We start from the raw sequence: 25,705 nt of genomic DNA on the forward strand, positions 1-25,705 counted from the left end.
ATGGACACCATCAACCTCCTGCTCAACGGCTTCGCCACCGCCGGCACGCCGATCAATCTGCTGTGGGCCTTCGCGGGCTGCGCGCTCGGTACCGCCATCGGCGTGCTGCCGGGCCTGGGGCCAGCGGTCACGGTGGCCATGCTGCTGCCCATCACCGGCCAGGTGGAGCCCACCGCGTCCATGATCTTCTTCGCCGGCATCTACTACGGCGCCATGTACGGCGGGTCGACCACCTCCATCCTGCTCAACACACCGGGTGAGACCGGCACCATGGTGACCGCGCTCGAAGGCTTCAAGATGGCCAAGAACGGGCGCGCGGGCGCGGCCCTGGCCACCTCGGCCATCGGCTCCTTCGTGGCCGGCAGCATCGCCACCATCCTGGTCACGCTGTTCGCCCCCATCCTGGCCACGTTCGCGGTCAAGCTGGGTCCGCCGGAGTACTTCTGCCTCATGCTGCTGGCCTTCACCACGGTCAGCGCGGTGCTGGGGCAGAGCACCTTGCGCGGCCTCACGGCGCTGTTCTTCGGCCTGGCTATGGGGCTGGTCGGCATCGACCAGATCACCGCCCAGGTGCGCTACACGGCTGGCGTGCTGGAGTTCATGGACGGCATCGAGGTGGTGCTGGTGGCCGTGGGCCTGTTCGCGGTGGCCGAGGCGCTCTACAACGCGCTCTACGAAGGCCGCAGCGCCAGCAGCATGAACAAGATGAACAAGGCGCACATGACGCGCCAGGAATGGCGCCGCTCCTGGCCCGCCTGGCTGCGCGGCACCGCCATCGGTTTCCCGTTCGGCACCATTCCGGCCGGCGGTACCGAGATCCCGACCTTCCTGAGCTATGCCACGGAGCGCAAGCTGGCCTCGCCCGAACACAAGGCCGAGTTCGGCAGCATCGGCGCCATCGAAGGCGTGGCCGGCCCCGAGGCCGCCAACAACGCCGCCGTGACCGGCACCCTGGTGCCGCTGCTCACGCTGGGCATTCCCACCTCGGTGACGGCCGCCATTCTCCTGAGCGCGCTGCAGAACTACGGCATCAACGCCGGGCCGCAACTGTTCCAGACCTCGTCGACGCTGGTGTGGGCCCTCATCGCCTCGCTGTACATCGGCAACGTGATGCTGCTGGTGCTCAACCTGCCCATGGTCGGCCTGTGGGTCAAGCTGCTCAAGATCCCGCGCCCCCAGCTCTACGCCGGCATCCTGATCTTCGCCACCGTGGGCGTGTATGGCATGCGCCAGAGCGCCTTCGACCTCTTCCTGATGTACGGCCTGGGCCTGCTCGGGGTGGTCATGCGCCGGTACGACTTTCCCACCGCGCCGGTCATCGTCGGCCTGATCCTGGGGCCCCTGGCCGAGGCGCAGATGCGCAACGCGCTGTCCATCGGTGAGGGCAACTGGATGGTGTTCTTCGAGCGCCCGATGTCGGCCACGCTGCTGGCGGTGGTGGTCGCGGTGCTGGTGGTGCCGCGGCTGCTGTCGCGCCGCGGGCTGGGGTAAGAGGGCCGGTCCCCGCTCATGCCTGGCCCGGCATCGCCTGCCGCATGGCCTCGATGAACCGGCGCAGGCGTGCCGGGTAGAAGCGTGCGTGGGGGTAGATCAGGTGCAGCGGCAGGTGAGGGGCCTGCCATTGCGGCACCAGTTGCACCAGGCGGCCGGCGCGCAGGTCGTCCTCCAGCATCCACTGGGACCCGATGCCCACGCCCAGGCCCAGCACCGCCGCGTGGCGCAGCGCGTACAGGTTGTCGGTGCTCATGCGCGGCTGGATCGCGAAGCGCTGCACCTCGCCCGTGTGCACGTGCGCCAGAGCAACCTCCGTGCGGTAGTACGTGCTCAAGGCCAACCACGGCAGGCGGGCGAGATCCGCGACCTGCCGGGGCTTGCGGGCGCCTTTGACCAGGCTGGGCGCCGCCACCACGATGCGGGGCACATCCATCAGCTTGATGGCCACCACCGACGGGTCGCGCACCTCGCCCACCTGCAGGGCGCAGTCCACCCCGGCACCGATCAGGTCGTGCACGTCGTCGCGCAGCAACCACTCCACGTTCACGCCGGGCTGGCGCTGCAGGAACTCCGTGAGCGGGCGCACGAGCTGTTCCTGTCCGAAGGCGTGCGGCACGACCACGCGCAGGCTGCCGCGTGGCGCCTCGTCCTCCCCGCGCACATCGGCTTCGAGCGCCTCCCAGCTTTCGATCAGGGACTTGGCGTGCTCGTAGCAGCGCTCGCCGTCCTCGGTCAGCCGCATTGCGCGCGTGGAGCGCTGCAGCAGGCGCAGGCCCAGTGAACGCTCCAGCGCCTGCAGCCGGCGGCTCACCGTGGGCTGCGTGGTCTGCATCTGCGCTGCCGCGCGCGAGAGGTTGCCCGCCTCGACGATGCGCACGAAAGTCTGCATGAGTTCCAGGCGGTCCGCAGCGGGCGGGGTCGTGGATAGGGTGCGCTTATTCATGCGCTGATCGTATATCTCAAGTGCGGCTCTCGGGGCTACCGCTGTTCCATTCCTCTGGGCAAACTCCTGCTCCACGCATTCCGAATCTCCAATCACCATGTCACTCATTCAAAAAACGCATGTTTCAGGCCTCGGTGCCACGGCGGGCGACCAAGCCCTGCCACCCTCGCTCGTGCTGCTGCTGGCCAGTGGCGCGGGGCTCTCGGTGGCGTCCCTGTACTACAGCCAGCCGCTGCTGGGCCTGCTGGGCGCACAAACCGGTGCGGGCGCGCAGGCCCTGGGCCTGGTGCCCATGCTCACCCAGCTGGGTTATGCGCTGGGCATCCTGCTGACCGCGCCACTGGGTGACCGGCACGACCGCCGCACGCTGATCGTCCTCAAGTGCGGGCTGCTGGTGGCGGCGCTGCTGTGCGGCGCGCTGGCTCCTTCCATTGGCTGGCTGATGGCGGCCAGCCTGGGCATTGGTCTGGCCGCCACGGTGGCGCAGGACATCGTGCCCGCGGCCGCCACCCTGGCGCCCGACGCCCGCCGTGGCCAGGCGGTGGGTTCGGTCATGACCGGCCTGCTGCTGGGCATCCTGCTGTCGCGCGTGGTCAGCGGCTTGACCGCCGAGCACCTCGGTTGGCGCGCGGTCTTCCTGCTCGCCGCGTTGCTGGTGGCGGTTCTGGGTGTCGCGCTGTGGCGTGGCCTGCCGCGTTTTCAGCCCACCACCACGCTGCCGTATGGCGCGCTGATGGCGTCGCTGCTGGGCCTGTGGCAACGCCACCCGGCGGTGCGCCGCGCGGCGCTGTCGCAGGCGGCGCTGGGTGTCGGTTTCAGTGCCGTGTGGTCCTCGCTGGCGCTCTGGCTGTCGGGCGCACCGTTCCACCTCGGCAGCGGCGCGGTGGGGGCGTTCGGCATCGCAGGCGCGGCCGCCGCGCTGTCGGCACCGCTGTTCGGCCGCCTGGCGGACCGCCGGGGTCCGCACCGCGTCGCCCTGCTGGGCAGCGGTATTGCACTGGTGTCGTTCGCGTCCATGGGACTGGCGCCCTGGTTGCCGCGCGACGCGCAACTTGTGCTGGTGGTGGTCGCGGTGGTCGGCTTTGACCTGGGTTTCCAGGGCGCGCTCATCTCCAACCAGACGCTGATCTATGGTGCCGAGCCGGCCGCCCGCAGCCGCCTCAACGCCGTGCTGTTCGTTGCCATGTTCAGCGGCATGTCGCTGGGCTCGGCACTGGCCGGGGGCCTGTTCGCCCACTTCGGCTGGCCGGGGGTCGTCGTGCTGGCCTCGACCTTTGCGGTGCTGTCCATCGCCATCCGCGTCTGGCCCGGGGAGCGCATACCGGCTGGGGGTACCATCCGGCCATGAGCCACGACGATCGCCTGCCGCGCGATGCGCAAAGCATCCTCGAACTGACCGCGAGGTCCATGTTCGACCTGTTCGCCAACGCCAGCGAAGGCATGATGCTGGTGGACCGCGAGGGCAGGGTGGTGTGGATCAACGACCAGTACCGCCGCTTCCTGCCGGCGCTCGGCTTCGAACGGGAAGAAGACTTCGTCGGCCACCCGGTTTCCAGCGTGGTGCACAACACGCAGATGCACCAGGTGCTGGCCACGGGCAAGCCCATCCTGATCGACCTGCTCACCAACCGCGCCGGCACCTTCGTGGTCAGCCGCATCCCCCTGCGCGACGACGCGGGCGAGGTCATCGGCGTGCTGGGCATCGTGCTCTTCGACCATCCCGAAACCACGCTGCAGCCCCTGATCAGCAAGTTCGCGCGCCTGGAGCAGGACCTGAACGAGGCGCGCCGCGAACTGGCGAGCCAGCGCCGCAGCAAGTACACCTTTGCCAGCTTCGTGGGCAGCAGCACCGCCGCGCTGGAGGTCAAGCGCCAGGCGCGCCGCGCGGCGCAATCGGCCAGCCCGGTGCTGCTGCTTGGCGAGACGGGCACCGGCAAGGAACTGCTGGCCCATGCCATCCACGCGGCCTCGCCGCGCGCGGGCCGCCCGTTCGTGAGCGTGAACATGGCGGCCGTGCCCGACACGCTGCTGGAGGCCGAATTCTTCGGGGTGGCGCCGGGCGCCTTCACCGGGGCCGACAAGAAAGGGCGCGACGGCAAGTTCCGCATCGCCGACGGTGGCACGCTGTTCCTGGACGAACTGGGCGACATGCCCATGTCGGTGCAGGTCAAGCTGCTGCGTGCGCTGCAGGAAGGCGAGATCGAGCCGCTGGGTTCCAACAAGCTGGTGCGTTTCGACGTGCGCGTGGTGGCCGCCACCTCGCGGGATCTCCAGCAGATGGTGCGCGAAGGCAGCTTCCGCGAAGACCTGTATTACCGCCTCAACGTGCTGCCCATCCGTGTGCCGCCGCTGCGCGAGCGCCGCGACGACATCACGCTGCTGATCGAGGCGCTGTGCGAGGACATCGCCGCGCGCGGTGGTGGCGCGCAGCTCGAACTCGGCGCCGATGCGCAGGCCCTGCTGGCGGCGCAGCCCTGGCGCGGCAACATCCGCGAGCTGCGCAATGTGCTGGAGCAACTGGCCCTGCGCAGCGACTCGCCCCACATCGGCGCCGCGCAGGTGGAACTCGTCCTGCGCGAAGCCGGTCTGCCTGCGCTGGCGCCCACGCGCGCTTCACCGCGCGCCGATGATGCCGGCGGTCCCTTGGGCGAAGCCCTGCTGCGCCCGTTGCCCGAGCAGATCGCCGAACTGGAGCGGCGCGCCATCCAGCAGGCGCTGGCCCGCACCGACGGCAACCGCACCGCCGCCGCGCGCCTGCTCGGCATCTCCCGCGCCAGCCTGTACGACCGGCTGGCGGCCATGGGCATGCTGTCTGAAAACCAGACGGTCGTCTGAATTTCAGACAATTCCAGCCGTCTGAATTTCAGACGATGGCGGCATGGGCCACCAAAAAAGCCTTTGAAATCAACGGCGAAGAGCGTTGGCACGAAGTCTGCAAAGTCAGGCCACGGCGCGCCGCGCTGTGACCGTTCCAACCAGGAGACAAGACATGACTCACCTCACCCGCCGCCTCGCGGTCATCGCGCTCGCCTGCACGGCCTCGCTGGCCATGGCCCAGTCCAACAAGGGCGAAATCCGCATCGCCCACATCCACAGCAAGACCGGCCCGCTGGAGGCCTACGCCAAGCAGACCCAGGCCGGCCTGATGATGGGCCTGAGCTACGCCACCGGCGGCACCATGATGGTGGGCGGCAAGAAGATCGTCGTGATCGAGAAGGACGACCAGGGCAAGCCCGACGTGGGCAAGAGCCTGCTGGCCGCCGCCTATGCCGACGACAAGGTGGACCTCGCCATCGGCCCCACCGCTTCGCCGGTGGCGCTGGCCATGCTGCCCGTGGCCGAGGAATACAAGAAGATCCTGCTGGTGGAGCCCGCCGTGGCCGACTCCATCACCGGCGACAAGTGGAACAAGTACATCTTCCGCACCGGCCGCAACAGCAGCCAGGATGCGGCCGCCAACGCGGTGGCCCTGGACCAGCCCGGCAACGTGGTGGCCATGCTCGCCAACGACAACGCCTTTGGCCGCGACGGCGTGAAGGCCGCCAAGGAATACATCAAGAAGGCCAAGATCGTCCACGAAGAGTACCTGCCCGTGGGCACCACCGACTTCACCGCCGGCCTGCTGCGCATCGTCGACAAGCTCAAGGACCAGCCCGGCAACAAGTACATCTCGGTGGGCTGGTCGGGTGCGCCCACGCCATTCCCCAAGATCGCCGAGATGGACCTGGAGAAGCGCTACGGCATCAAGCTCGCCACCGGCGGCAACATCCTGCCGGCCATGGTCGCCTACAAGCAGTTCCCCGGCATGGAAGGCGCGCTGTACTACTACTTCGGCATCCCCAAGAACCCGGTGAACGACGCCATGGTGGCCGAGCACTACAAGCAGTTCAAGGCACCGCCGGACTTCTTCACCGCTGGTGGCTTCTCCGCCGCCATGGCCGTGGTGACCGCGCTCAAGAAGACCAACGGCGACACCAACACCAACAAGCTCATCCAGACCATGGAAGGCATGAGCTTCGACACCCCCAAGGGCACCATGACCTTCCGCAAGGAAGACCACCAGGCCATGCAGAGCATGTACCACTTCAAGATCAAGGTCGACCCGGCCTTTGCCTGGGGCGTGCCGGAACTGGTGCGCGAGATCAAGCCTGAGGAATTGAACATTCCGATCCGGAACAAGCGCTGAAGGAGGTTGGGCGTCGGGCGTGCGGCGTCGAGCGCCCGTCACGCCAGACACCCAGCGCTCAACGCCCAACACCCAACCGGAGTGCGCCTCGGCGCACCGCCCCCATGCTTGAAACCCAAGATCTCACGGTCCGCTTTGGCGGGCACGTGGCGGTGAAGGCTGTGTCCTGCGCGTTCGCGCCAGGCACGCTTACCGCCATCGTCGGCCCCAACGGCGCGGGCAAGACCACCTACTTCAACCTGATCTCCGGGCAGATCAAGGCCAGTGCCGGGCGCGTGCGGCTGGGTGGCCAGGACATCTCGGAACTGGGAGCGCCCGCGCGCGCCAAGGCCGGTCTGGGTCGGGCGTTCCAGCTCACCAACCTGTTCCCCAACCTCAGCGTGCTGGAGAACGTGCGCCTGGCGGTGCAGGCCAGGGCAGGTGCCGGCCTGAACCTCTGGCGCATCTGGAGCGACCGGCGCGACCTGCTGCAGCGCGCCGAGGAAGTGCTGGAACTGGTGGCCCTGGCCGACAAGCGCGACGCGCTGGCCGCGAGCCTGCCGCATGGCGACCAGCGCAAGCTGGAGGTGGGCATTCTCATGGCGCTGGAGCCGCAGGTCTTCATGTTCGACGAACCCACCGCCGGCATGAGCGTGGACGAGGTGCCGGTGATCCTCAACCTCATCCGCAGGCTCAAGGAAGACCGCAGCAAGACCATCCTGCTGGTCGAGCACAAGATGGACGTGGTGCGCGAACTCTCCGACCGCATCATCGTGCTGCACAACGGTGAACTCGTGGCCGACGGCGACCCCGCCACCGTCATCGCCTCGCCGGTGGTGCAGCAGGCCTACCTGGGTGTCAACCCGGAAGACAAAGAAGAGGAGGCCAGCGCATGAGCGAGAACCTGCTCACCCTGAAAGGGGTGCATACGCACATCGGGGCGTACCACATCCTGCACGGCGTGGACCTGGCCGTGCCGGCCAACCAGCTCACCATGCTGCTGGGTCGCAACGGCGCGGGCAAGACCACCACGCTGCGCACCATCATGGGCCTGTGGCACGCCAGCCAGGGCTCGGTGACGCTCGACGGCGTGGACATCACCCAGCGGCCCACGCCCGACATTGCCCAGAGCGGCGTGGCCTATGTGCCCGAGAGCATGGGCATCTTCGCCGACCTGAGCGTGCGCGAGAACATGCTGCTGGCCGCGCGCGGCGCGCGCACGCTGGACGACATCGACACCCAGCGCCTGGAATGGATCTTCGGCCTCTTCCCGGCCATGAAGAAGTTCTGGCTGCACCCGGCCGGCAAGCTCAGCGGCGGGCAGAAGCAGATGCTGGCCGTCTCGCGCGCCATCGTCGAGCCGCGCAAGCTGCTGCTGATCGACGAACCCAGCAAGGGCCTGGCGCCGGCCATCATCCAGAACATGATCGCGGCCTTCCGCGAACTCAAGGCCGCCAAGACCACCATCCTGCTGGTGGAGCAGAACTTCAACTTCGCGCGCCAGCTGGGCGACAGCGTGGCCGTGATGGACGACGGCCGCGTGGTGCACAGCGGCTCCATGGCCGAACTGGCCGCCGACGAAACCCTGCAAGCGAAGCTGCTCGGCCTTTCCCTGGGAGCGCACCAATGACCACCACCCTCAAGGAACTCGACTGGAAGCCGCTGGCCCTGGTGCCCGTGCTCGCGCTGGCCGCGCTGCCGGCGGTGGGCAGCCCATCCACCTGGCTCACGCTCACGGTGGCGGGCCTGGCCATGGGCATGATCATCTTCATCATCGCCTCCGGCCTCACGCTGGTCTTCGGCCTCATGGACGTGCTCAATTTCGGGCATGGCGTGTTCATCGCGCTGGGCGCCTTCGTGGCCACCACCGTGCTTGGCGCCATGGGCCACTACACCGGCGCCGACAGCCTCTGGCTCAACCTGGTGGCGCTGCTGCCCGCCATGCTGGCGGCCATGGCCGTGGCCGGCGCGCTGGGCTGGGTGTTCGAGCGCGTGATCATCCGCCCCGTGTACGGCATGCACCTCAAGCAGATCCTCATCACCATGGGCGGCATGATCATCGGCGAGGAACTCATCAAGGTGATCTGGGGCCCAGAGCAGATCGCGCTGCCACTGCCCGAGGCGCTGCGCGGCTCCTTCATCTTCGGCGACGCCGCGGTGGAGAAGTACCGCCTGCTGGCCGTGCTGGTGGGCGCGGCCGTGTTCGCCGCCATGGTCTGGACGCTCAACCGCACCAAGGTCGGCCTGCTCGTGCGCGCCGGCGTGCAGGACCGCGAAATGGTCGAGTCGCTGGGCTACCGCATCCGCCAGCTCTTCATCGGCGTGTTCGTCGTCGGCAGCGCCCTGGCCGGCCTGGGCGGCGTCATGTGGGGCCTGTACCAGCAAAGCGTGATTCCCCAGATGGGCGCGCAGGTCAACGTGCTCATCTTCATCGTCATCATCATCGGCGGCCTGGGCTCCACACTGGGCGCGCTCATCGGCGCACTGCTGGTCGGCCTCATGGCCAACTACACCGGCTTCCTCGTGCCCAAGGTAGCTCTGTTCTCCAACATCGCGCTGATGGTGGCGATCCTGCTGTGGCGTCCGCAGGGCGTGTACCCGGTGACGAACCGGTGAAAGGGAATCGCGTCATGCCGATCCATCAGCCCTATCACCCACCGTCCGGGCGGCGCCTCGCTGTGCGAGCCCTTCGACTGGCTCAGGGCGAACGGAGGTGGGGCGGGGGGGGGGGGGCTCCTCTTCTGCTCCGGCTCGGCCATGCTCCGGTTGCCATCAGCCCTTGCCTGGGGGTAGACCATTGTGTGCGGGCCCTTCGACAGGCTCAGGGCGAACGGAGGTGGGGCGGGCGGGGGTTTTTTCATCCTCTGTTCGAAATCAGCGGTAACCCATGCTGGCTTGGTCCCGTCCCGTTCGAACCGAATCTCCCCCCGCTCGGACTGAGTTTGTTCCCTCCGCGCGGGCTGAGCTTGTTCCCTCCGTTCGGGCTGAGCTTGTCGAAGCCCTCTTGCCATGTTCGCCGGCAAGCACCCACCAGCCGGCCCCGTGTGAAGGGCACTTTCATCGCGCACCGCAAAGGACGCTTCCCATGCTAGCCAGACTCCTCTCCAACGACCTGCCGCGCAGCCGCTGGCTCAGCGTGCTGCTGGTGGTGCTGTTCCTCGGCCTGGCCTTCGCGCCGTTTCTCTTCCCCGGCGTCAAAGCGCTCAACGTGGCGGCCAAGGTGCTGATCTTCGTGGTGCTGGTTGCCAGCTTCGACCTGTTGCTGGGCTACACCGGCATCGTCAGCTTCGCGCACACCATGTTCTTCGGCATCGGGGCCTACGGCGTGGCCATCGCGCTCAACGCGGCCGAGTCGCCCTCCTGGGGCGCGATCGCCGTCGGCGTGCTGGCCGCGCTGGCCATCTCGCTCGTGCTCTCGCTGCTCATCGGCCTGTTCTCGCTGCGCGTCAAGGCGATCTTCTTCGCCATGATCACGCTCGCCGTGGCCTCGGCCTTCCTCACCCTGGCCTCGCAGCTCTCGGACTTCACCGGTGGCGAAGACGGGCTCACCTTCCGCGTGCCCGAACTGCTTTCGCCCGGCTTCTCCCTGACCGAAGAGCCCTTGCAGACGCCGCTGGGCGAGGTCGACCTCAACGGCCGGCTCATCACCTACTACCTGATCTTCCTCGCGGTCACCGCCATCTTCCTCACCATCCTGCGCATCGTGAACTCGCCCTTCGGCCGCGTGCTGCAGGCCATCCGCGAGAACGACTTCCGCGCCGAGGCGCTGGGCTACCGCACCGTGGTCTACCGCACGCTCTCCAACGTGCTCTCCGCGTCCTTCGCCACGCTGGCCGGCTGCCTGCTCGCGCTCTGGCTGCGCTACAACGGGCCCGACACCTCGCTGTCCTTCGAGATCATGCTGGACATCCTGCTCATCGTCGTCATTGGCGGCATGGGCACGCTCTACGGCGCGCTCATCGGCAGCGTGCTCTTCCTGGTGGCGCAGAGCTACCTGCAAGACCTGCTGCGCCTGGCCGGCAGCGCCACCGAAGGCATCCCCCTGCTGCCCGCGCTGCTCACGCCCGACCGCTGGCTGCTCTGGCTCGGCCTGCTCTTCGTGCTCTCGGTCTACTACTTTCCCACCGGCATCGTCGGCAAGCTCAGGGAGCGGACCGCCCTGGCCCGCATGAAGAAGGGGAACGCCCCATGAAAACCCACGCACCGGTCACGCCGCGCTCGCGCTACCTCCACTGCGCCGGCCGTGAGATCCACTACATGGACTGGGAGCCCGCCCACCCCAGCGGCCCCGTGGTGGTGGCCTGGCACGGCCTGGCGCGCACCGGGCGCGACATGGACCCGCTGGCCGCGCACCTCAGCGCCCAGGGCTGGCGCGTCATCTGCCCCGACACCATCGGCCGGGGCCTCTCCCAGTGGAGTCCACGGCCCGAAGCCGAGTACTGCCTGGACTTCTACAGCCGCATCGCCACCGCGCTGGTGGACCAGCTCGCGCTCAAGCGCTTCCACTGGGTTGGCACCTCCATGGGCGGCGCCATCGGCATGGTGTGCGCCGGCGGCCCGCTGCAGGGCCGCATCGAACGCCTGGTGCTCAACGACATCGGCCCCAAGCTCGCCGACGCCGCCGTCCAGCGCATCCGCACCTACGCCGGCAACCCCGCTGCCTTCGACACCGTGAGCGAACTGGAGCAGTACTTCCGCACCGTCTACCAGCCCTACGGCTACCTGAGCGACGCGCAGTGGCGCCTGCTCACCGAAAGCTCCACCCGCCGCCTGCCCGACGGCCGCGTGACCCCGCACTACGACCCCGCCATGGTGCGCCAGTTCACCGACCACCCGCACGACTACGACCTCTGGCCGGTCTACGACCGCATCGACATCCCCGTGCTCTGCCTGCGCGGCGCCGAGTCCGACCTGCTGCTGGCCGACACCGCCGAAGCCATGCGCGACCGCGGCCCGCGCGCGCTCGTCGTCACCATCGCCGGCTGCGGCCATGCGCCCGCGCTCAACGTGCCCGAACAGTTCGAACTGGTGCAGCGCTTCCTGGCGGGGCACTGAGCCGCTTTCTGAAAAATACGGCTCAACAAATGAGCCGTATTGGGGCCATTTGCGGCTCAAACGGCGGTTTGATACCCTGAGGCGGTATCTGGCCGTGCGATGCCTGGGTTACAGTCCGCCCGCTCACGAAAAAGGTGAGCCGGGCCTGAGAACCCGAATCCCACGGCGAAGGCCGTTTGAACCGACAAGGACAGCGGCCTTTGTCGTTCGTGCTCCCATGTTTATGGCGGCTCGGACGGGAGACCCGCGAGGGTCTGCCGGTTCCCGTGGGATGCCCGGTTCTCAGCCCGTTCGGGCCGCCGCCACTCTTCAAAAGTGGCGGCGGCAAACCCAGACGAACAGGGAGTGCCGCATGCCCAGCCGGTTGCACAAGCAAAGAAACCTCGCCGTGCTGATCGACGCCGAAAACGCGTCCCACACACTGACCCGTCCCATTCTTTTGCGCGCCGCCTGCTACGGCGTCCTGGCCGTGAAGCGCGCCTACGCCGACTGGTCCCGCCCCGGCATGCGCCGCTTCAGGCAACTGCTGAACCGCAACGCCATAGAAGCCGTCCAGCTCTTCAACTACACCCAAGGCAAAAACGCCGCCGACATGGCCCTGAGCCTCGACGCCATGGACCTCCTCTACATGGGCCAGCTCGACGGCTTCTGCATCGTCTCATCCGACAGCGACTTCACCCCCCTGGCCATCCGCATACGCCGCGAAGGCCTGCGCGTCTATGGCTTTGGCGGAAGGCAGACGCCGAAGGCGTTTGTGGCAGCTTGCAATGGGTTTGTGTTTACGGAGACGATTGAAGGGGTGAGGGCGGGCTGAGGGGCTGGTTTGCAGCGGTTGCAGGCGGTCAGTCCGGACATGCGGGGGACCGCTCCTGGCCTAGGCGGTCATTCACAATGCCGGTGCTGCTGCCGTCAGCGCAGAGCGGCGTCGAGCCTTTTGCTCTAGAGTACGGCTTCGCCGCCCGCCGAGCGTATTGGTTAAGCCTCGCAGGAACATACTCCGCCCCCTACATCTCTCAGGCTGCGACCGGTCAGCGGTCTACAATCTCACGTAGTACCAAGTATCATCGAAAGCGCCAGAAATGATGCGAATTAAGGTTGAGGACTTCTCCTGTATTAAGAAAGCCGATCTCACTTTTGGCCGACTTACCGTTTTGATCGGGCCCCAGGCGAGCGGAAAGAGCGTCCTATCAAAGCTCGCTTACTTCTTTCTGGATCTAATCTCGGAGCAGTACGAAAGACTACTGGAACAAAAATCCTTTGAGGCTTTTGCCGAAGACATTAAAGGCTTGTTCTCAGACTGGTTTCCGGTTGCAGCTTGGGGCAATAACAAGTTCAAGATCGAGTTCGAGTTGGGTGAGTACAAACTTCGACTTACGCGCACCTCCTATGATGAGTCTATTAGGAACAATCTAAGGCTTTGGACCTCACCACTTGTCAAGGAACATTACAAGCGAACGTCCGAACTGACAAAATCCCTACGTCAAAAGGCCTCGCGCCGTAACAGTCAGGCGCACTTCGTCGATGTCGAACTGGGTTATGAGGTTCGCGAAGCCGCGACTAAGATCTTGCAAGAGGAGATTGGCGCGGACTTTGTCTCTTACCAGACATTTATTCCCGCCGGTCGCTCATTCTTCACAACCCTTGGTCGGGCGTTTCTGGCTTTTGACCAAGGCCGAACGCTTGATCCTGTTACGATTCAATTCGGCCGACTTTACAGTTCATTTCAAGAAGAACTTCGCTTCTTCTCAATGCGGCGCGGCGCGTCTCAAGTTGAGGAACAACTTGGAACTATCCTTGGTGGTGCGATTATTTGGGAAGGCGATCGGCCAGCGCTTAAGTCAATCGATGGCCGGATCGTCCCGTTTTCCGCACTCTCGTCGGGACAGCAGGAGTTGCTCCCTCTTGTCTTGGCGCTTTCAAGCGTCGCGCGCGTGACCTCGAGATCTCGACAACGCTCGCATCTGCTCTACATTGAAGAGCCTGAAGCGCATCTTTTTCCTAGCGCTCAGAGCGCTTTGGTACAGCGCTTGGCGGCTTTGATAAACGGACCGTCCAGTCTCCGAAGATTGGCGATTACAACCCATAGCCCGTATGTCTTGAGCAAGATAAACAATCTTATCAAGGCCGGTGCACTTGCGACCACATTGCGCGCCGATAAATTGCAACGATTGAACGGTCTTATTTCTGAGGTCTGTCGCATCAACCCCGGTGATGCTCGGGCGTACGCCATAGTGGATGGAGTCCTCCACGACATAGTTGACGACGATGGCCTGATTGCAGCCGACTATCTTGACTCCATATCCGGTGAAATCGGGCAGGAGTTCTCCAATCTGCTGGACTTAGAGTTCACCGAATGATTCCTGAAAAATGATGCTCATCTACACAGGCATCGAATGTCAAAGTATCAGATCCGAAAAGTACATCTGCAGTGTTTTTGAACCCTAGCAGGTCCCAATTTCGTCTGATTCGTTTCGATGGGTGCACTGTCAAGGGCAAAGTCGCTTGCGACTGGATAGTTGAGAAGCCAGGTGTCGGTCGCGTTGCTGTGGAACTCAAAGGCTCGGATGTGGATCACGCTGCTCTTCAAATTGAGAGTGCTTTACGCTACATGCGAGATAACGGCCTAACCGATTTGCGAGTTGCCGGACTGATCATTTGCAACAGGTACCCGAGCGTCGATACGAAGGTTCAGCGCTTGAAACAACGTATGGCTAAGGCATTTCGTGCACCGCTGAAGGTGAAGACCGACGGCCGTAATCTGTCCTTCGAGGCAATTTTGACGATGGGCTTGAATTAGCCGCGTACTAGCGAGGCCTAACGCCGCGCTCAACATGAATGCCAACGGTAGGCCACCATGCCCAGGCCGCGGGTATGCGGTACATTGTTTGCGGCTCGGTTTTGGTGGCCTGCCACCGTCACCCGGTTAGCTCCACGTTAATAGGCCACTTCCCCGGGCCGGCCCAGCACCCGCTTTGGGCGCAGAACTGCCGACCGGGCGATGACGGCGAATGTCTTTGGCCAGTCTCAACCCGCCATTCCTCGAATCACTATGCCGGAGCACTCCCCAGCGAATTGCCCAGCAGTTGCAACTCCATAGGTTGCGATCCAACCCCGAACTGTTTACGCAACTCCCCCAACGGCCTGTATTGACCCAGTGAATGCCTGCGCCGTAGCGCGGCGGTCCCCTGGGGCCTGAGGCTTCGCCGTGGGCGAAGCGGGCGCAGCGGCACAATGGCGCCTTCCTGGACTCTGCGACAGGCCGTTGATGAAACACCACGTCTCTGTGCTGGCGGCAGCGTTGCTGGCCGCTTGTGCCTCTTCGCCGGTGGTATCCACCGACTCCCTGGGCATCGCTTTCGTGCGTGTGCCCGCTGGCGAGTTCCAGATGGGCAGCGATGAGTCGCCCGAAACGCTGGAGAAGGCCTACCCGGGGCTGGAGCGTTCGCGTTTCGAAGGCCTGTCGGACGAAGCGCCGGTGCACCGTGTTCGCATCACGAAGGCCTTTGAAATGAGCCGGCACGAGGTGACGGTGGGGCAGTTCCGGGCCTTTCTGCGGCGCTCGGGCCATGTGCCCGAGTCGGTGGCGGACGGCACCGGGGGCTATGGCTACAACGCGGCCTACGATCCGGCGACGAGCAGCCGGGGCGATGCGTTCGAGGGCCGTTCGGTGAAGTATTCGTGGGAGAACCCGGGCTTCGCGCAGGGGGACGATCACCCGGTCGTCAACGTCACCTGGAACGACGCGGTGGCGCTGGCGCGCTGGCTGTCTCAGCAGGAGGGGCGCACCTACCGCCTGCCCACGGAGGCGGAGTGGGAGTACGCCTGCCGCGCGGGTGGGCGTGGCCGGTACCAGCATGGCGACGACCCCGCCGGCCTGACGCGCGTGGGCAATACCTTTGATGAGCAGGCCGCAGAGAGCTGGCCGGCCTGGCGCGAGCGCGCGGTGCCCGGCCGCGACGGCCACGCGTTCACCGCGCCGGTGGGCTCGTACGCGCCGAACGCCTTTGGCCTGCATGACCTGCATGGCAACGTGTGGGAGTGGGTGTCTGACTGGTACGGGGAGGACTACTACGCGCGTTCGCCCGTGGACGACCCCCAGGGGCCGGCGGAGGGCAACGTGAAGGTGCGCCGGGGCGGCTCCTGGCACACCTGGCCGCTGTACACGCGCTGCGCTTTCCGCAACTGGAACACGGTGCAGACGCGCTACACGCTGGTGGGCATACGGCTGGTGCGCGAGCTGCCGGCGCCCTGAGGGCTGCGCCCCCGGCTGCCGTCAGGGCGGTGGCTTGAACGCGCCCGCGCCGGGGGGCGTGGGTGGGTCGCACAAGGGCAGCACCAGGCTGGCCCGCAGCCCGCGCCCGTGGTCGGCGCTGTCCAGTTGCAGTTGCGCGCCGAGCAGTTGCGCGTAGCGCGCCACGATGGACAGCCCGAGCCCCGCGCCCAGGCCCTGGCGTTCGCCTTCGTGGCCCTGGGTCCAGCGCTGGGTGAGTTCGCGGCGGGCTTCCTCGGGAATGCCGGGGCCGTCGTCCACCACGGCCAGGGTGCAGGTGCCGCTCTCGGGGTGGGCGGCGAGCTCCACGGTGATCGTGGGTCCGCCGTAGCGCAGGGCGTTGTCGATGAGGTTGTCCAGCACGCCTTCGATGAGCGCGGGGTCGGCCCGCACGTGCGGGTGTTCGGCGCCGGCTTCCAGTCCGCGCGCGCCCAGGTCCACGCCGCGCGCATCGGCCTTGTCGAGGTGGCGCAGCACGGCTTGGCCGACCAGGGGCGCCAGCTGCAGGCGCTGCATGTGCAGGGCCAGCGCGGCTTCGTCGGCCAGCGCGAGGTCCAGCAACTGGCTGACGAGGCGGCCGGCGCGTTCGGCGCTGGTGGTGATCTGCCGCAGCTGGGCCTGCGAGACGGCGGCGTCGGGGTGGGCGAGGCCATAGTCGGCCAGGGCGCGGATGCGCGCGAGCGGTGTGCGCAGCTCATGGGCGACGTTGCCGAGGAACTCGCGCTGCGAACGCACGCTGCGGCCCAGGCGGCCAAACAGCTCGTTGACGGCCAGGCCGACCTGTTCGATTTCGTGCGTGGAAGGCGAGATGGCCACGGGTGTGAGGTCTTGCGCGTCGCGGTCGGCCAGCGCGTGCTGCAGCCGGGCCAGGGGCTGCAGGTCGCGTTCGATGCGGCGCCACAGCCAGAAGGCGAGCAGGGCCAGCAGCAGGAGCAGCGGCAGCGCGCCGAAGAGCAGCATGCGCTGCACCAGCGCGGCGCGCACGTAGGTCGTGTGCGCCATGACCACGTGGTAGGTCTGGCCGTCCACGTCGTGCCTGAGCGTGACAGCGCGCACGGGCAGGCCCTGGTAGATGATGTCGCTGTAGCGGAAGCGCTGGCTGGCGTCGGGCAGGGGCGTGGCGGGTAGCCGCTTGCCCGCCAGCAGGGAGCCGTCGGGCCGCAGCACGGCGAAGTGCACGGTCTCGGCCTGGTCGAACAGGGCGGCGGTGAGTTCGCTTTCGCTCAGTTGCAGGGCCACGTCGCCGTCTTCGTGCATCTGCACGTGCGAGGCGATGGAGTAGGCGTCGTCCACCAGGGCGCGGTCGAAGGCCTGTTCGGTGAAGTGGCTGGCCACGCCCAGCGTGGCCACGGTACCCGTGAGCCAGGTCAGCACCAGCGGCAGCATCACGTGCCGCAGCATGCGGATGCGCAGTGAGGGGGTGTGCGCGGCCGCCGGTTCGCTCAAGCCTCGGGCTCCAGCAGATAGCCGATGCCGCGCAGCGTGCGTATGGAGGCGCCGCTGCCGGCGAGTTTCTTGCGCAGGCGGGAGATGAAGGCTTCGAGGGCGTTGTCGCCCAGCGCGTCGTCGAAGCCGGAGAGCTTGTCCGAGAGTTCGCGTTTGCTCACGGCGTGGCCGGGCGGGCTCATGAGTTCCCACAACACCTCGAATTCGCGCGCCGGCAGGTCCAGCGGGCTGCCGCCGACGCTGAAGCGCCGCGCGCGCCGGTCGAGCTCCAGGTCGGCGAGGCGGGCGCGGTCGTCGGTGCCGGTGGCGCGGCGCACCAGGGCGCGCAGGCGGGCCTCGACTTCGGCCAGGTCAAAGGGCTTGCCCAGGTAATCGTCGGCGCCGCTGTCCAGGCCGTCGATGCGTTCTTCGGTGCGGTTGCGCGCGGTCAGCACCAGCACGGGTGTGCGGTCGCCGCGCGCGCGGGCTTCGCGCAGCACGGTGAGGGCGTTGCCCATGGGGCTGCCGGCGCGCGCGTGCCGAGGCAGGTTCAGGTCCAGCAGCACGGCGTCAAAAGGCTGCACGCGCCAGAGGTGCGCGGCATCCTGCACGCTGCCGGCCGTGTCCACGCGGTGGCCAGCGTGTTCCAGGCTGCGGGCGATCACCTCACGCAGCACGGCGTCGTCTTCTACCAGCAGGATGCGCATGGACGGAGGCTAGCAGATGAGGGCGCGGGCGCCATTTCAGTCGGTCATGGCCAGGTCCGGCGTGTTGCCGCGGTCCGCCTTGCGCGCGCGCAGGTTGCTGCGCAGGGTAGACCAGAAGGCCCACAGCAGCAGGGCAGCGGTGACGCTGAGCAGGGTGGCGCTGATGGGGCGCTGCAGGAAGACCATGGGGTCGCCGCGCGAGATCAGCAGGGCGCGGCGCAGGTATTCCTCCAGCATGGGGCCGAGGATGTAGCCCAGCAGCAGCGGCGCGGGCTCGAAACGCAGCACCATCAGCAGGTAGCCCATCACGCCCAGCGCCGCCACGGAGTAGATGTCGAAGGTGTTGTTGTTGACGCTGTAGACACCGAGTGCGACGAAGACCAGGATGGCCGGGTACATCCACGCGAAGGGGATGCGCAGCAGCGCCACCCACATGCCGATGGTGGGCAGGTTCAGGATCACCAGCATGATGTTGCCGATGGCGAAGCTCACCACCAGGCCCCAGAACAGGTTGGGCTGCTCGGTGATGAGGTTGGGGCCCGGCTGTATGCCATGGATGATGAGCGCGCCCAGCATCACGGCCATGACGGCGTCGCCCGGGATGCCGAGCGACAGCGAGGGCACGAAGGCAGTTTGGGCGGCGGCGTTGTTGGCGGACTCGGGGGCCGAGACGCCCTCGATGGCGCCTTGGCCGAAACGGCTGGGGTCGCGCGCCAGCCGCTTCTCGATGGCGTAGGCCATGAAGGCCGCGATGGAGGGGCCCACGCCGGGCAGCGCGCCCAGCGCCGATCCCAGCGCGGAGCCGCGCGCCATGGGTTTGACCGTGGCCTTGAACTCGTCGCGCGTGGGCACCATGGAGCGCAGGCTGACCGCTTCCACCTTGCGCTGGGTCTCGGCCGAGTTGACGCTGCGGATCACTTCGGCCACGCCGAAGAGGCCCATGGCCAGGGCCACGAGGTTGATGCCGTCGGTGAGTTCGGGCACGTCGAAGGCGTAGCGCGAGGCGCCGCTGTTCACGTCGGTGCCGACCATGCCCAGCAGCAGGCCGAACACCATGGCGCAGAGGCCCTTGATGGCCGCACCGGAGCTCATGGACGACGCCGCCACCAGGCCCAGCAGCATCATGGAACAGAACTCGGCCGGGCCGAACTTCAGGCCTACCTCGGCAATCAAGGGCGAGAACAGCGTGAGCAGGATCAGGCCCGACATGGCGCCCGCCAGCGAGGCGATGGTGGTGACGAACAGCGCCACACCGGCCTTGCCTTTGCGCGCCATGGGGTAGCCATCGAGGCAGGTCACCGCCGAGGACGGCGTGCCCGGCAGGTTGAGCAGGATGGAGGCGGTGGAGCCGCCGTACTGCGCGCCGTAGTAGACGCCGGCGAGCATGATGATGGCCGCGGTGGGCGGGATGTGGTAGCTCAGCGGCAGCAGCAGCGAGATCGCCGCGAGCGCGCCGATGCCGGGCAGCACACCGACCACGGTGCCCAGGAAGACACCGAAGAAACAGTAGAGGAGGTTGATGGGTTCGACCGCGACTTGCAGGCCGAGCCAGAGGTTGCCGAAGAGGTCCATGGTGGGTGTCCTTGGTTCGGGTCAGTGGCTCCAGGGCCAGATGGGCAGGATCATCTGCAGGCCGATGGGGAAGATCAGCGTGGTGAGCAGCGCAACGACGGCGCACACCACGAGGCGGGTGCGCATGGCCATGGCCGATGGCACCAGCGAGACCAGGGCGGCAATGAACGCGGCGAGCACCACGCCCAGCAGGTGCAGTGCGAGCGCGAAGACCAGCAGGCTGAGCACGCACCAGAACAGGTTGTTCCACTGCACCTTCACCGGTTCGCCGCGCCGCCACCAGGCCGGGATGGCCACGAGCAGGCCCAGCACCGCCAGGACCCAGCCCAGCAGCACCGGGAAATAGCCTGGCCCCATGCGCGCGGCGGTGCCGGTCTCGTAGTGCATGTGGCCGTAGACGGCGAAGAAGAGGCCGGTGCCCGCCATCAGCAGGCCACCGATCACGTCGGGTATGTCTCTCTGGGTCTTCATGGAATGTGGGTTGCGCCGAGGCGCCGTGGGTGACGGTTTCGGCGCACGCACACACACGCGCACACGCCGGCCTGGCCTCGCGCCCATGGGGGGCGGTGTCGAGGCGGTGGGCCAGCTTAGAAGGGCTTACCTGACCGGAACCTGATCCCGGCCGCTGGTCGCCGCGGCGCTCAGTCGCGCGCGCCCAGGGCCAGCGCGCGTTCGCGGCTGGCCTGCAGGTCCATGGGGTTGTCTGCGGCCTGTGTGGGCCAGCCCTGCAGGTGGCGTTCGGCCAGGTCCACCAGCGCGTGCACCCACTCGGGCTGGTCGTTCAGGCAGGGGATGTATTCGAAGTGCGAGCCACCGGCCTGGGTGAAGGCGTGGCGCGCTTCCATGTTGATTTCCTCCAGGGTCTCCAGGCAGTCGCTGGTGAAGCCGGGGCAGGCCACGTCGACGCGGCGCACCCCCTGGCGGGCGAGTTCGACGAGGGTGGGTTCCGTGTAGGGTTCGAGCCACTTGGCCTTGCCAAAGCGCGACTGGAAGGTGACGCGGTAGCGGTCCTTGGGCAGGCCCAGTTGTTCGGCCAGCAGGCGCGCAGTCTTCTGGCATTCGCAGTGGTAGGGGTCGCCCAGGTGCAGGGTGCGTTCGGGCACGCCGTGAAAGCTCATCACCAGCAGTTCGCCCTGGCCGTGCGCGGCCCAGTGAGCCCGGATGCCGCGCGCCAGCGCGCGGATGTAGCCAGGGTCGTCGTGGTAGCGGTGGACAAAGCGCAATTCCGGCAGGTTGCGCACCGGCCGCGTCCAGGCGGTCACCGCGTCCACCACGCTGGCGGTGGTGGTGCCGCTGTACTGCGGGTAGGCCGGCAGCACCAGCACGCGCGTCACGCCCTCGGCCTTGAGCTCGTCCAGCACGGCGGGAATGGACGGGCTGCCGTAGCGCATGGCATGGCGCACCGTGACCTGGTGGCCGCGCTCGTGCAGCAGGCCGCGCAGCAGCGCGGTCTGCTTCTCGGTCCAGACCTTGAGGGGCGAGCCCTCGGGCGTCCAGATGCTGGCGTACTTGGCGGCGGACTTGGCCGGCCGCGTGCGCAGGATGATGCCGTGCAGGATGGGCAGCCAGGCCAGGCGCGGGATTTCCACCACGCGCGGGTCGCCGAGGAATTCCGCCAGGTAGCGGCGCAGGGCCGGGGCGGTGGGCTCGTCGGGCGTGCCGAGGTTGCAGAAGACGATGGCCGTGCGGGGCGCTCGGCCATGGGGAGTCGCGGGTTCCGGGCGAAAGCTCATGCGCTATTCTCCCGCACACATGAATACCCCCGCCCCGGATGGCGGCGCACGGCTGGACCCCGCCCGCGTGCGCGCCATCACCATCGATCTGGACGACACCCTCTGGCCCATCTGGCCCACCATTGCGCGCGCCGAGGCGGTTCTTTCGGCCTGGCTGGCGGAACGCGCGCCAGCCACCGCGGCGCAATGGGGCAACCCGGCCTTGCTGCGCGAGGTGCGCAACCAGATGCAGGCCGAGCGGCCCGATCTGGCGCACGACCTGAGCGCGCTGCGCCGGGAGTCGATCCGCCGCGTGCTGGAGCGGTCCGGCGACGACCCCGCGCTGGCCGAACCCGCCTTCGAGGTCTTCTTTGCCGAACGCCAGCGCGTGGACCTGTTCGAGGACGCGCTGCCGGCGCTCGAATGGCTGGCCAGCCGCTACCCGGTGGTGGCGCTCTCCAACGGCAACGCGGACCTGCGGCGCGTGGGCCTGGCCTCGCATTTCAAGGGCGCGCTGTCGGCGCGCGAGTTCGGCGTGGGCAAGCCCGATGCGCGCATCTTCCATGCCGCGGCGCGGGCCGCGGGCGTGGCCAGCGCGGATGTGCTGCACGTGGGGGACGACGCCCACCTGGACGTGCTGGGCGCGCTCGGCGCGGACATGCAGGTGGCCTGGGTCAACCGCGAAGGCCACGCCTGGACGCACGCCCCGCTGCAGCCGCACACCACCGTGGCCGACCTGATGGCACTGTGCCGTCAGCTCGGCTGATCCTGCCTTTTTCCCCTTCCTTCGCCCGATCTCATGAGCCTCACCATCCACGGCATCGTCACCTCCCGCGCGCTGCGGCCTTTGTGGGCCGCCACCGAACTGGGGCTGGACTTCGTCCATGTGCGCCAGAACTACCGCGACGGTGCCACCCGCACGCCCGAGTTCCTGGCCCTCAACCCCAACGGCCACGTGCCGGTGGTGGTGGACGCCCGGCCGGAGGGCGAGGTGGTGGTGTGGGAGAGCATGGCCTGCGCGCTCTACATCGCGCGCCACCATGGCCGTGGCGACGGCAGCGACATCGCGCCGGCCACGCCGCGCGAAGACGCCGAGGCCCTGCGCTGGAGCTTCTGGACGGTGAACGAGGTGGAGGCCGATGCGCTCAGCGTGCTGATGCACCGCGTCTCCATGCCCGAAGATCGCCGCAAGCCCGAGCTGGCCGATGCGGCCGAGCGGCGCCTGAAGGTGCCGCTGCGTGTGCTGGAGCAGCACCTGCAGGGCCAGCAGGCCGCGGGCCAGGCCTACCTGGCCGCCGCCCGTTTCACCGTGGCCGACCTCTGCGTGGCCAGCGTGCTCAACTGGGCGCGCTCATCGCGCGTGCTGATGGAGAGCTTTCCGCTCACGCACGCCTGGCTGCTGGGCTGCGTGGAGCGCCCCGCGCACCTGGCGGTGAAGGCGCGGGGCTGAACACGCGCGGCGGTGTGCCGCGCGCCCAGGAACACGCAGTGACGAAGGCGGTGCGCTCGGTGCGTGACCCGCGCCGGCTCCTGGATCACCGCCAGGCCGGACCGGGCCTACCAGCCCCAGAGCAGTTGGCGGGCGATCCAGCCGCCGACGCCTTCCTCGCGCTCCACGCGCACCCAGCCGGCGCGCTTTTCCCGCGTGCGCAGCAGTTCCCCGTACTCGGCCTTGCCCACGATGCGGTGCTGGGTGCCTGGGCCGCTGCGGATGTTGGCGACGCGGGACTTCACGATGTGATGGGGGGTGCTGCCGGTCAGCGAGCGGGCCACCCAGCCGCGGTCGCCTTCGAAGTCGCTCACCTGGATCCAGTTGCCTTTGCGCTGCTCGACTTTCAGGGGATAGCCCTTCTTGAGTTCCCACAGCACCGGTGAGCTGGTGCTCGGGCCTTCGCGCATGTTGAGCGTGCTGCCGTTGACACTGACCATGCTCTGGGCCTGGGCAGTTCCCAGGGCCAACAGGCTCAGGCTGGCGGTGGCGATCAGTTGTCGGGCGGTTTTCGTCCAGTTCATCCGCAGATGCTCCTTTCCTCGGGTTACACAGAAACACCTGTGTGAACCCCTCGTGCGCCGGAGGTTCCTCGGAATGTGGACGGTTTTCAGCCCAGGGCCAGATGCGCGGCGGCGATGCCGCTGCGCACCGCTCCCTCCAGCGTGGCGGGGTAGGGGCCCTGCACATGGTCACCGGCGGCCCACAGGCCGGGCGCTATGACCGCCCCGGGCCGGGGCTGGCCCGGCAGGCAGGCGAAGGTGGCGCGTTTCTCCACCACGGTTTGCAAGGCCTGCAGGCCCGGCAGGCCGAGTTGACGGGCGCCCTGGGCCAGCACGCGCGCCTGCAGTTCCTCCCGCTCGCCACCGCTGGCGCTGACCACGAAGGCCAGCAGGCCCTGCGCGGCGGGGTCCTGCGGGGCAAGCTGGCCGCGGTCGAACACGAATTGCGCCGGCGCCTCGGTGCCGCCACCGCGCAGGGCCAGCAGCGGGGCCGCCAGGCGTGCGCCCGGGGCCTGGGCATAGACCGTGGTGATGGCGGTGTGCGGCAGGGCGGCGGCCACCTCGGCCCATTGGCGCAGCGGGGCGGGGGCGTCGGACACCTGGGCCATGGCCTGCGCGGCGGGCGTGGCGGCGGTGGCCCAGATCACGCGCTCGAAACAGTCTTCGCCCGCTTCGCTGGAGAGGCACCATTGCGTGCCGTGCCTGCGCAGGCCGGTGATGCGGCGGCCGGTGTGGACGCGGGTGCGTTCGCCATGCCGCTGTTGCAGCCACCGCTGCGCCGCCACCGGGAACAGCGCGCCCAGGTCGGTGCGCGGCAGCAGCAGGTTGGAGGCGCCAAAACCCTCGGCGCCCTGGCCGAAGAGGGCGTCGCGCATCACACGCAGGAACACCTCGCCGCTGGCCTCGTGGGTGGGCACGTTGAGGGCCGAGACACACAGAGGCTCGATGAGTTCGTCGCGCACGCGCGCGGGCAGGCCCTCGCAGAGCGCAGCGACCGTGGCATCGGGCGCGCAGGCAAAACCGGCGCGTTGCCACGCCAGGGAGGTGCGGACCAGGGCGGCGCGCTCGCGCCAGGACCAGCCGCGCGCGGTGGCGATGGCCGCCACCGCGTCCAGCGGCGCTGGCCAGCGCGCGGCCCAGGCCGGCGTGGCCAGGCCGGATCCGTCCGGGTAGGGCAGCGCCAGCGGCAGGCGCAGCAGCAGGGCCTGCGGGTCCAGGCCCACATGGCGCATGAGCGCCAGTGTCTCGCGGTAGGCGCCGATCAGGATGTGCTGGCCGTTGTCCAGTGTCAGTGACCGGCCATCCGCCAGCTCGACCACCAGCGCACGCGCCCGTCCGCCCAGGGTGCGCGCCGCTTCGAATACCGTCACGTCCCAGCCGGCATCGGCCGCCTTCACGGCCGCGGCCATGCCCGCCCAGCCCGCGCCGACGATGGCCAGCCGCCCCTTCAAAGCCGTCCCAGGGCCTGGACTTTCCAGGCCAGCCAGAACTTGCGCAGCGGCGTGAGGCTCACGCGGCGCGTGAGCACCAGCATGGGCTCGGCCTGGATCTCGCGCAGCAGGGTGCGGTAGATGCTGGCCATCATCAGGCCGGGCTTCTGGGCTCGCCGGTCGGCTGCTGGCAGCAGGGCCAGCGCATCGGTGTACGTCTGCAGCGCGCGCGTGCACTGGAATTGCATGAGCGCGGTGAAGCGGCGCTGGAAGTCCGCCGCGTCGGTGCCCGGCGCGGCGCCCCGTTGCAGCAGCTCGTGCGCGCGCACGTTGAAGCTCTGCAGCTCATTGACCGGCAGGTAGATGCGGCCGCGCACGGCGTCTTCGCCGACGTCGCGGATGATGTTGGTGAGCTGGAAGGCCAGGCCCATGCGGTGGGCGTATTCGGTGGTGCGCACCTGCGTCTGGCCAAAGATGCGCGCCGCGACCTCGCCCACCACGCCGGCCACCAGGTGGCAGTAGCGCTGCAGGTTGGCGAAGTCCAGGTAGCGGTTCTGCTCCAGGTCCATCTGGCAGCCGTCGATCACCGCCGAGAGGTGGCGGGCCTCGATCTCGTAGGTGCGGGCCAGCGGCATCAGGGCCTGCATCACCGGGTGGCTGGGGCTGCCGGCGTAGGCCTGCGCCACCTCGCGCCGCCACCAGGCGAGCTTGGTCTGGGCCACGCCGGGGTCGCTCACCTCATCGACCACGTCGTCCACCTCGCGGCAGAACGCGTAGAACGCGGTGATGGCGGCGCGGCGCTCCGCCGGCAGGAACAGGAAGGCGTAGTAGAAGCTGCTGCCGGAGGCGGCAGCCTTTTGCTGGACGTAGTCTTGGGGGCTCATCGTGGTCTGGGTCTGTGGCCAAGTGTACGCACCGCGGGAGCGGGCCCGCCGACCGG

General features: G+C 67.9%; 23 protein-coding genes. 14 read left to right on the forward strand and 9 right to left on the reverse strand.

The window, feature by feature from the left end:
* The gene (locus KIT53_RS10415; RefSeq protein WP_297751693.1) at positions 1-1,491 is read left to right on the forward strand and encodes a tripartite tricarboxylate transporter permease; all 1,491 of its coding nucleotides are present in this window, start codon (positions 1-3) and stop codon (positions 1,489-1,491) included.
* Between the two features lie 16 nt (positions 1,492-1,507).
* Here KIT53_RS10415 and KIT53_RS10420 read toward each other — a convergent pair whose 3' ends face one another.
* On the reverse strand, positions 1,508-2,437 hold the full coding sequence (locus KIT53_RS10420; protein ID WP_297751696.1) for a LysR family transcriptional regulator: 930 nt from the start codon (positions 2,435-2,437) through the stop codon (positions 1,508-1,510).
* A gap of 97 nt (positions 2,438-2,534) precedes the next feature.
* Here KIT53_RS10420 and KIT53_RS10425 point away from each other — a divergent pair, with 97 nt between their 5' ends.
* From KIT53_RS10425 to KIT53_RS10475, 11 genes are all read left to right on the forward strand, one after another.
* Complete coding sequence (locus tag KIT53_RS10425; protein ID WP_297751699.1) at positions 2,535-3,785, forward strand: MFS transporter; 1,251 nt, start codon at positions 2,535-2,537, stop codon at positions 3,783-3,785.
* Entirely contained in the window at positions 3,782-5,272 is a 1,491-nt protein-coding gene (locus tag KIT53_RS10430; RefSeq protein ID WP_297751702.1) for a sigma 54-interacting transcriptional regulator, read from the forward strand. Before KIT53_RS10425 ends, KIT53_RS10430 begins: the two co-directional genes overlap by 4 nt.
* A gap of 154 nt (positions 5,273-5,426) precedes the next feature.
* Positions 5,427-6,623, forward strand: coding sequence for a substrate-binding domain-containing protein (locus tag KIT53_RS10435; protein WP_297751705.1), 1,197 nt, complete (start codon positions 5,427-5,429; stop codon positions 6,621-6,623).
* A 104-nt stretch (positions 6,624-6,727) separates the two neighbouring features.
* Positions 6,728-7,498, forward strand: a complete 771-nt coding sequence (locus KIT53_RS10440) for an ABC transporter ATP-binding protein (RefSeq protein ID WP_297751708.1) — start codon at positions 6,728-6,730, stop codon at positions 7,496-7,498.
* Positions 7,495-8,232: an ABC transporter ATP-binding protein gene (locus tag KIT53_RS10445; RefSeq protein WP_297751711.1), complete on the forward strand. Its 738-nt coding sequence runs from the start codon at positions 7,495-7,497 to the stop codon at positions 8,230-8,232. The genes KIT53_RS10440 and KIT53_RS10445 overlap by 4 nt, the downstream gene beginning before the upstream one ends.
* Positions 8,229-9,218 (forward strand): branched-chain amino acid ABC transporter permease, encoded by a 990-nt coding sequence (locus KIT53_RS10450; RefSeq protein ID WP_297751714.1) that lies wholly within the window; start codon positions 8,229-8,231, stop codon positions 9,216-9,218. Before KIT53_RS10445 ends, KIT53_RS10450 begins: the two co-directional genes overlap by 4 nt.
* Positions 9,219-9,687: 469 nt before the next feature.
* The gene (locus tag KIT53_RS10455) at positions 9,688-10,794 is read left to right on the forward strand and encodes a branched-chain amino acid ABC transporter permease (RefSeq protein WP_297751717.1); all 1,107 of its coding nucleotides are present in this window, start codon (positions 9,688-9,690) and stop codon (positions 10,792-10,794) included.
* Positions 10,791-11,657, forward strand: a complete 867-nt coding sequence (locus KIT53_RS10460) for an alpha/beta hydrolase (protein WP_297751720.1) — start codon at positions 10,791-10,793, stop codon at positions 11,655-11,657. The genes KIT53_RS10455 and KIT53_RS10460 overlap by 4 nt, the downstream gene beginning before the upstream one ends.
* Before the next feature lie 388 nt (positions 11,658-12,045).
* Entirely contained in the window at positions 12,046-12,471 is a 426-nt protein-coding gene (locus tag KIT53_RS10465) for an NYN domain-containing protein (protein WP_297751723.1), read from the forward strand.
* Between the two features lie 265 nt (positions 12,472-12,736).
* Positions 12,737-14,014 carry an ATP-binding protein gene (locus KIT53_RS10470; protein WP_297751726.1) on the forward strand — a complete coding sequence of 426 codons (1,278 nt, stop codon included), beginning with the start codon at positions 12,737-12,739 and terminating at the stop codon, positions 14,012-14,014.
* A gap of 908 nt (positions 14,015-14,922) precedes the next feature.
* Positions 14,923-15,909, forward strand: coding sequence for a formylglycine-generating enzyme family protein (locus KIT53_RS10475; protein ID WP_297751729.1), 987 nt, complete (start codon positions 14,923-14,925; stop codon positions 15,907-15,909).
* A gap of 21 nt (positions 15,910-15,930) precedes the next feature.
* On the opposite strand, the gene KIT53_RS10480 is transcribed toward KIT53_RS10475, so the two are convergent.
* The 5 genes from KIT53_RS10480 to hemH all read right to left on the reverse strand — a co-directional run bounded on the left by KIT53_RS10480 (position 15,931) and on the right by hemH (position 21,364).
* Positions 15,931-17,373, reverse strand: a complete 1,443-nt coding sequence (locus KIT53_RS10480) for a sensor histidine kinase (protein ID WP_297751732.1) — start codon at positions 17,371-17,373, stop codon at positions 15,931-15,933.
* On the reverse strand, positions 17,370-18,059 hold the full coding sequence (locus KIT53_RS10485) for a response regulator transcription factor (protein WP_297751735.1): 690 nt from the start codon (positions 18,057-18,059) through the stop codon (positions 17,370-17,372). The genes KIT53_RS10480 and KIT53_RS10485 overlap by 4 nt, the downstream gene beginning before the upstream one ends.
* A gap of 36 nt (positions 18,060-18,095) precedes the next feature.
* Positions 18,096-19,631 carry a tripartite tricarboxylate transporter permease gene (locus KIT53_RS10490; protein WP_297751737.1) on the reverse strand — a complete coding sequence of 512 codons (1,536 nt, stop codon included), beginning with the start codon at positions 19,629-19,631 and terminating at the stop codon, positions 18,096-18,098.
* A 21-nt stretch (positions 19,632-19,652) separates the two neighbouring features.
* On the reverse strand, positions 19,653-20,102 hold the full coding sequence (locus tag KIT53_RS10495) for a tripartite tricarboxylate transporter TctB family protein (protein ID WP_297751740.1): 450 nt from the start codon (positions 20,100-20,102) through the stop codon (positions 19,653-19,655).
* Positions 20,103-20,272: 170 nt separating this feature from the next.
* Entirely contained in the window at positions 20,273-21,364 is a 1,092-nt protein-coding gene (hemH, locus tag KIT53_RS10500; RefSeq protein ID WP_297751743.1) for a ferrochelatase, read from the reverse strand.
* 19 nt (positions 21,365-21,383) lie between these two features.
* Between hemH and KIT53_RS10505 the strand changes: the two genes are divergently transcribed.
* Together KIT53_RS10505 and KIT53_RS10510 are read left to right on the forward strand one after the other, a co-directional pair.
* Positions 21,384-22,109, forward strand: coding sequence for an HAD-IA family hydrolase (locus tag KIT53_RS10505; RefSeq protein ID WP_297751745.1), 726 nt, complete (start codon positions 21,384-21,386; stop codon positions 22,107-22,109).
* A gap of 33 nt (positions 22,110-22,142) precedes the next feature.
* Positions 22,143-22,793 carry a glutathione S-transferase family protein gene (locus KIT53_RS10510; RefSeq protein ID WP_297751748.1) on the forward strand — a complete coding sequence of 217 codons (651 nt, stop codon included), beginning with the start codon at positions 22,143-22,145 and terminating at the stop codon, positions 22,791-22,793.
* A gap of 107 nt (positions 22,794-22,900) precedes the next feature.
* Here the strand turns inward: KIT53_RS10510 and KIT53_RS10515 are convergent, their stop codons facing one another.
* The 3 genes from KIT53_RS10515 to hpnD form a co-directional block, all read right to left on the reverse strand.
* Positions 22,901-23,356, reverse strand: coding sequence for an SH3 domain-containing protein (locus KIT53_RS10515; protein ID WP_297751751.1), 456 nt, complete (start codon positions 23,354-23,356; stop codon positions 22,901-22,903).
* 86 nt (positions 23,357-23,442) lie between these two features.
* Positions 23,443-24,786: a hydroxysqualene dehydroxylase HpnE gene (gene hpnE / locus KIT53_RS10520; protein WP_297751754.1), complete on the reverse strand. Its 1,344-nt coding sequence runs from the start codon at positions 24,784-24,786 to the stop codon at positions 23,443-23,445.
* Entirely contained in the window at positions 24,783-25,649 is an 867-nt protein-coding gene (gene hpnD / locus KIT53_RS10525) for a presqualene diphosphate synthase HpnD (RefSeq protein ID WP_297751757.1), read from the reverse strand. Before hpnD ends, hpnE begins: the two co-directional genes overlap by 4 nt.
* Positions 25,650-25,705 lie beyond the last annotated feature (56 nt).

Source organism: Hydrogenophaga sp. (assembly GCF_026125785.1).
Lineage (GTDB): Bacteria > Pseudomonadota > Gammaproteobacteria > Burkholderiales > Burkholderiaceae_C > Hydrogenophaga.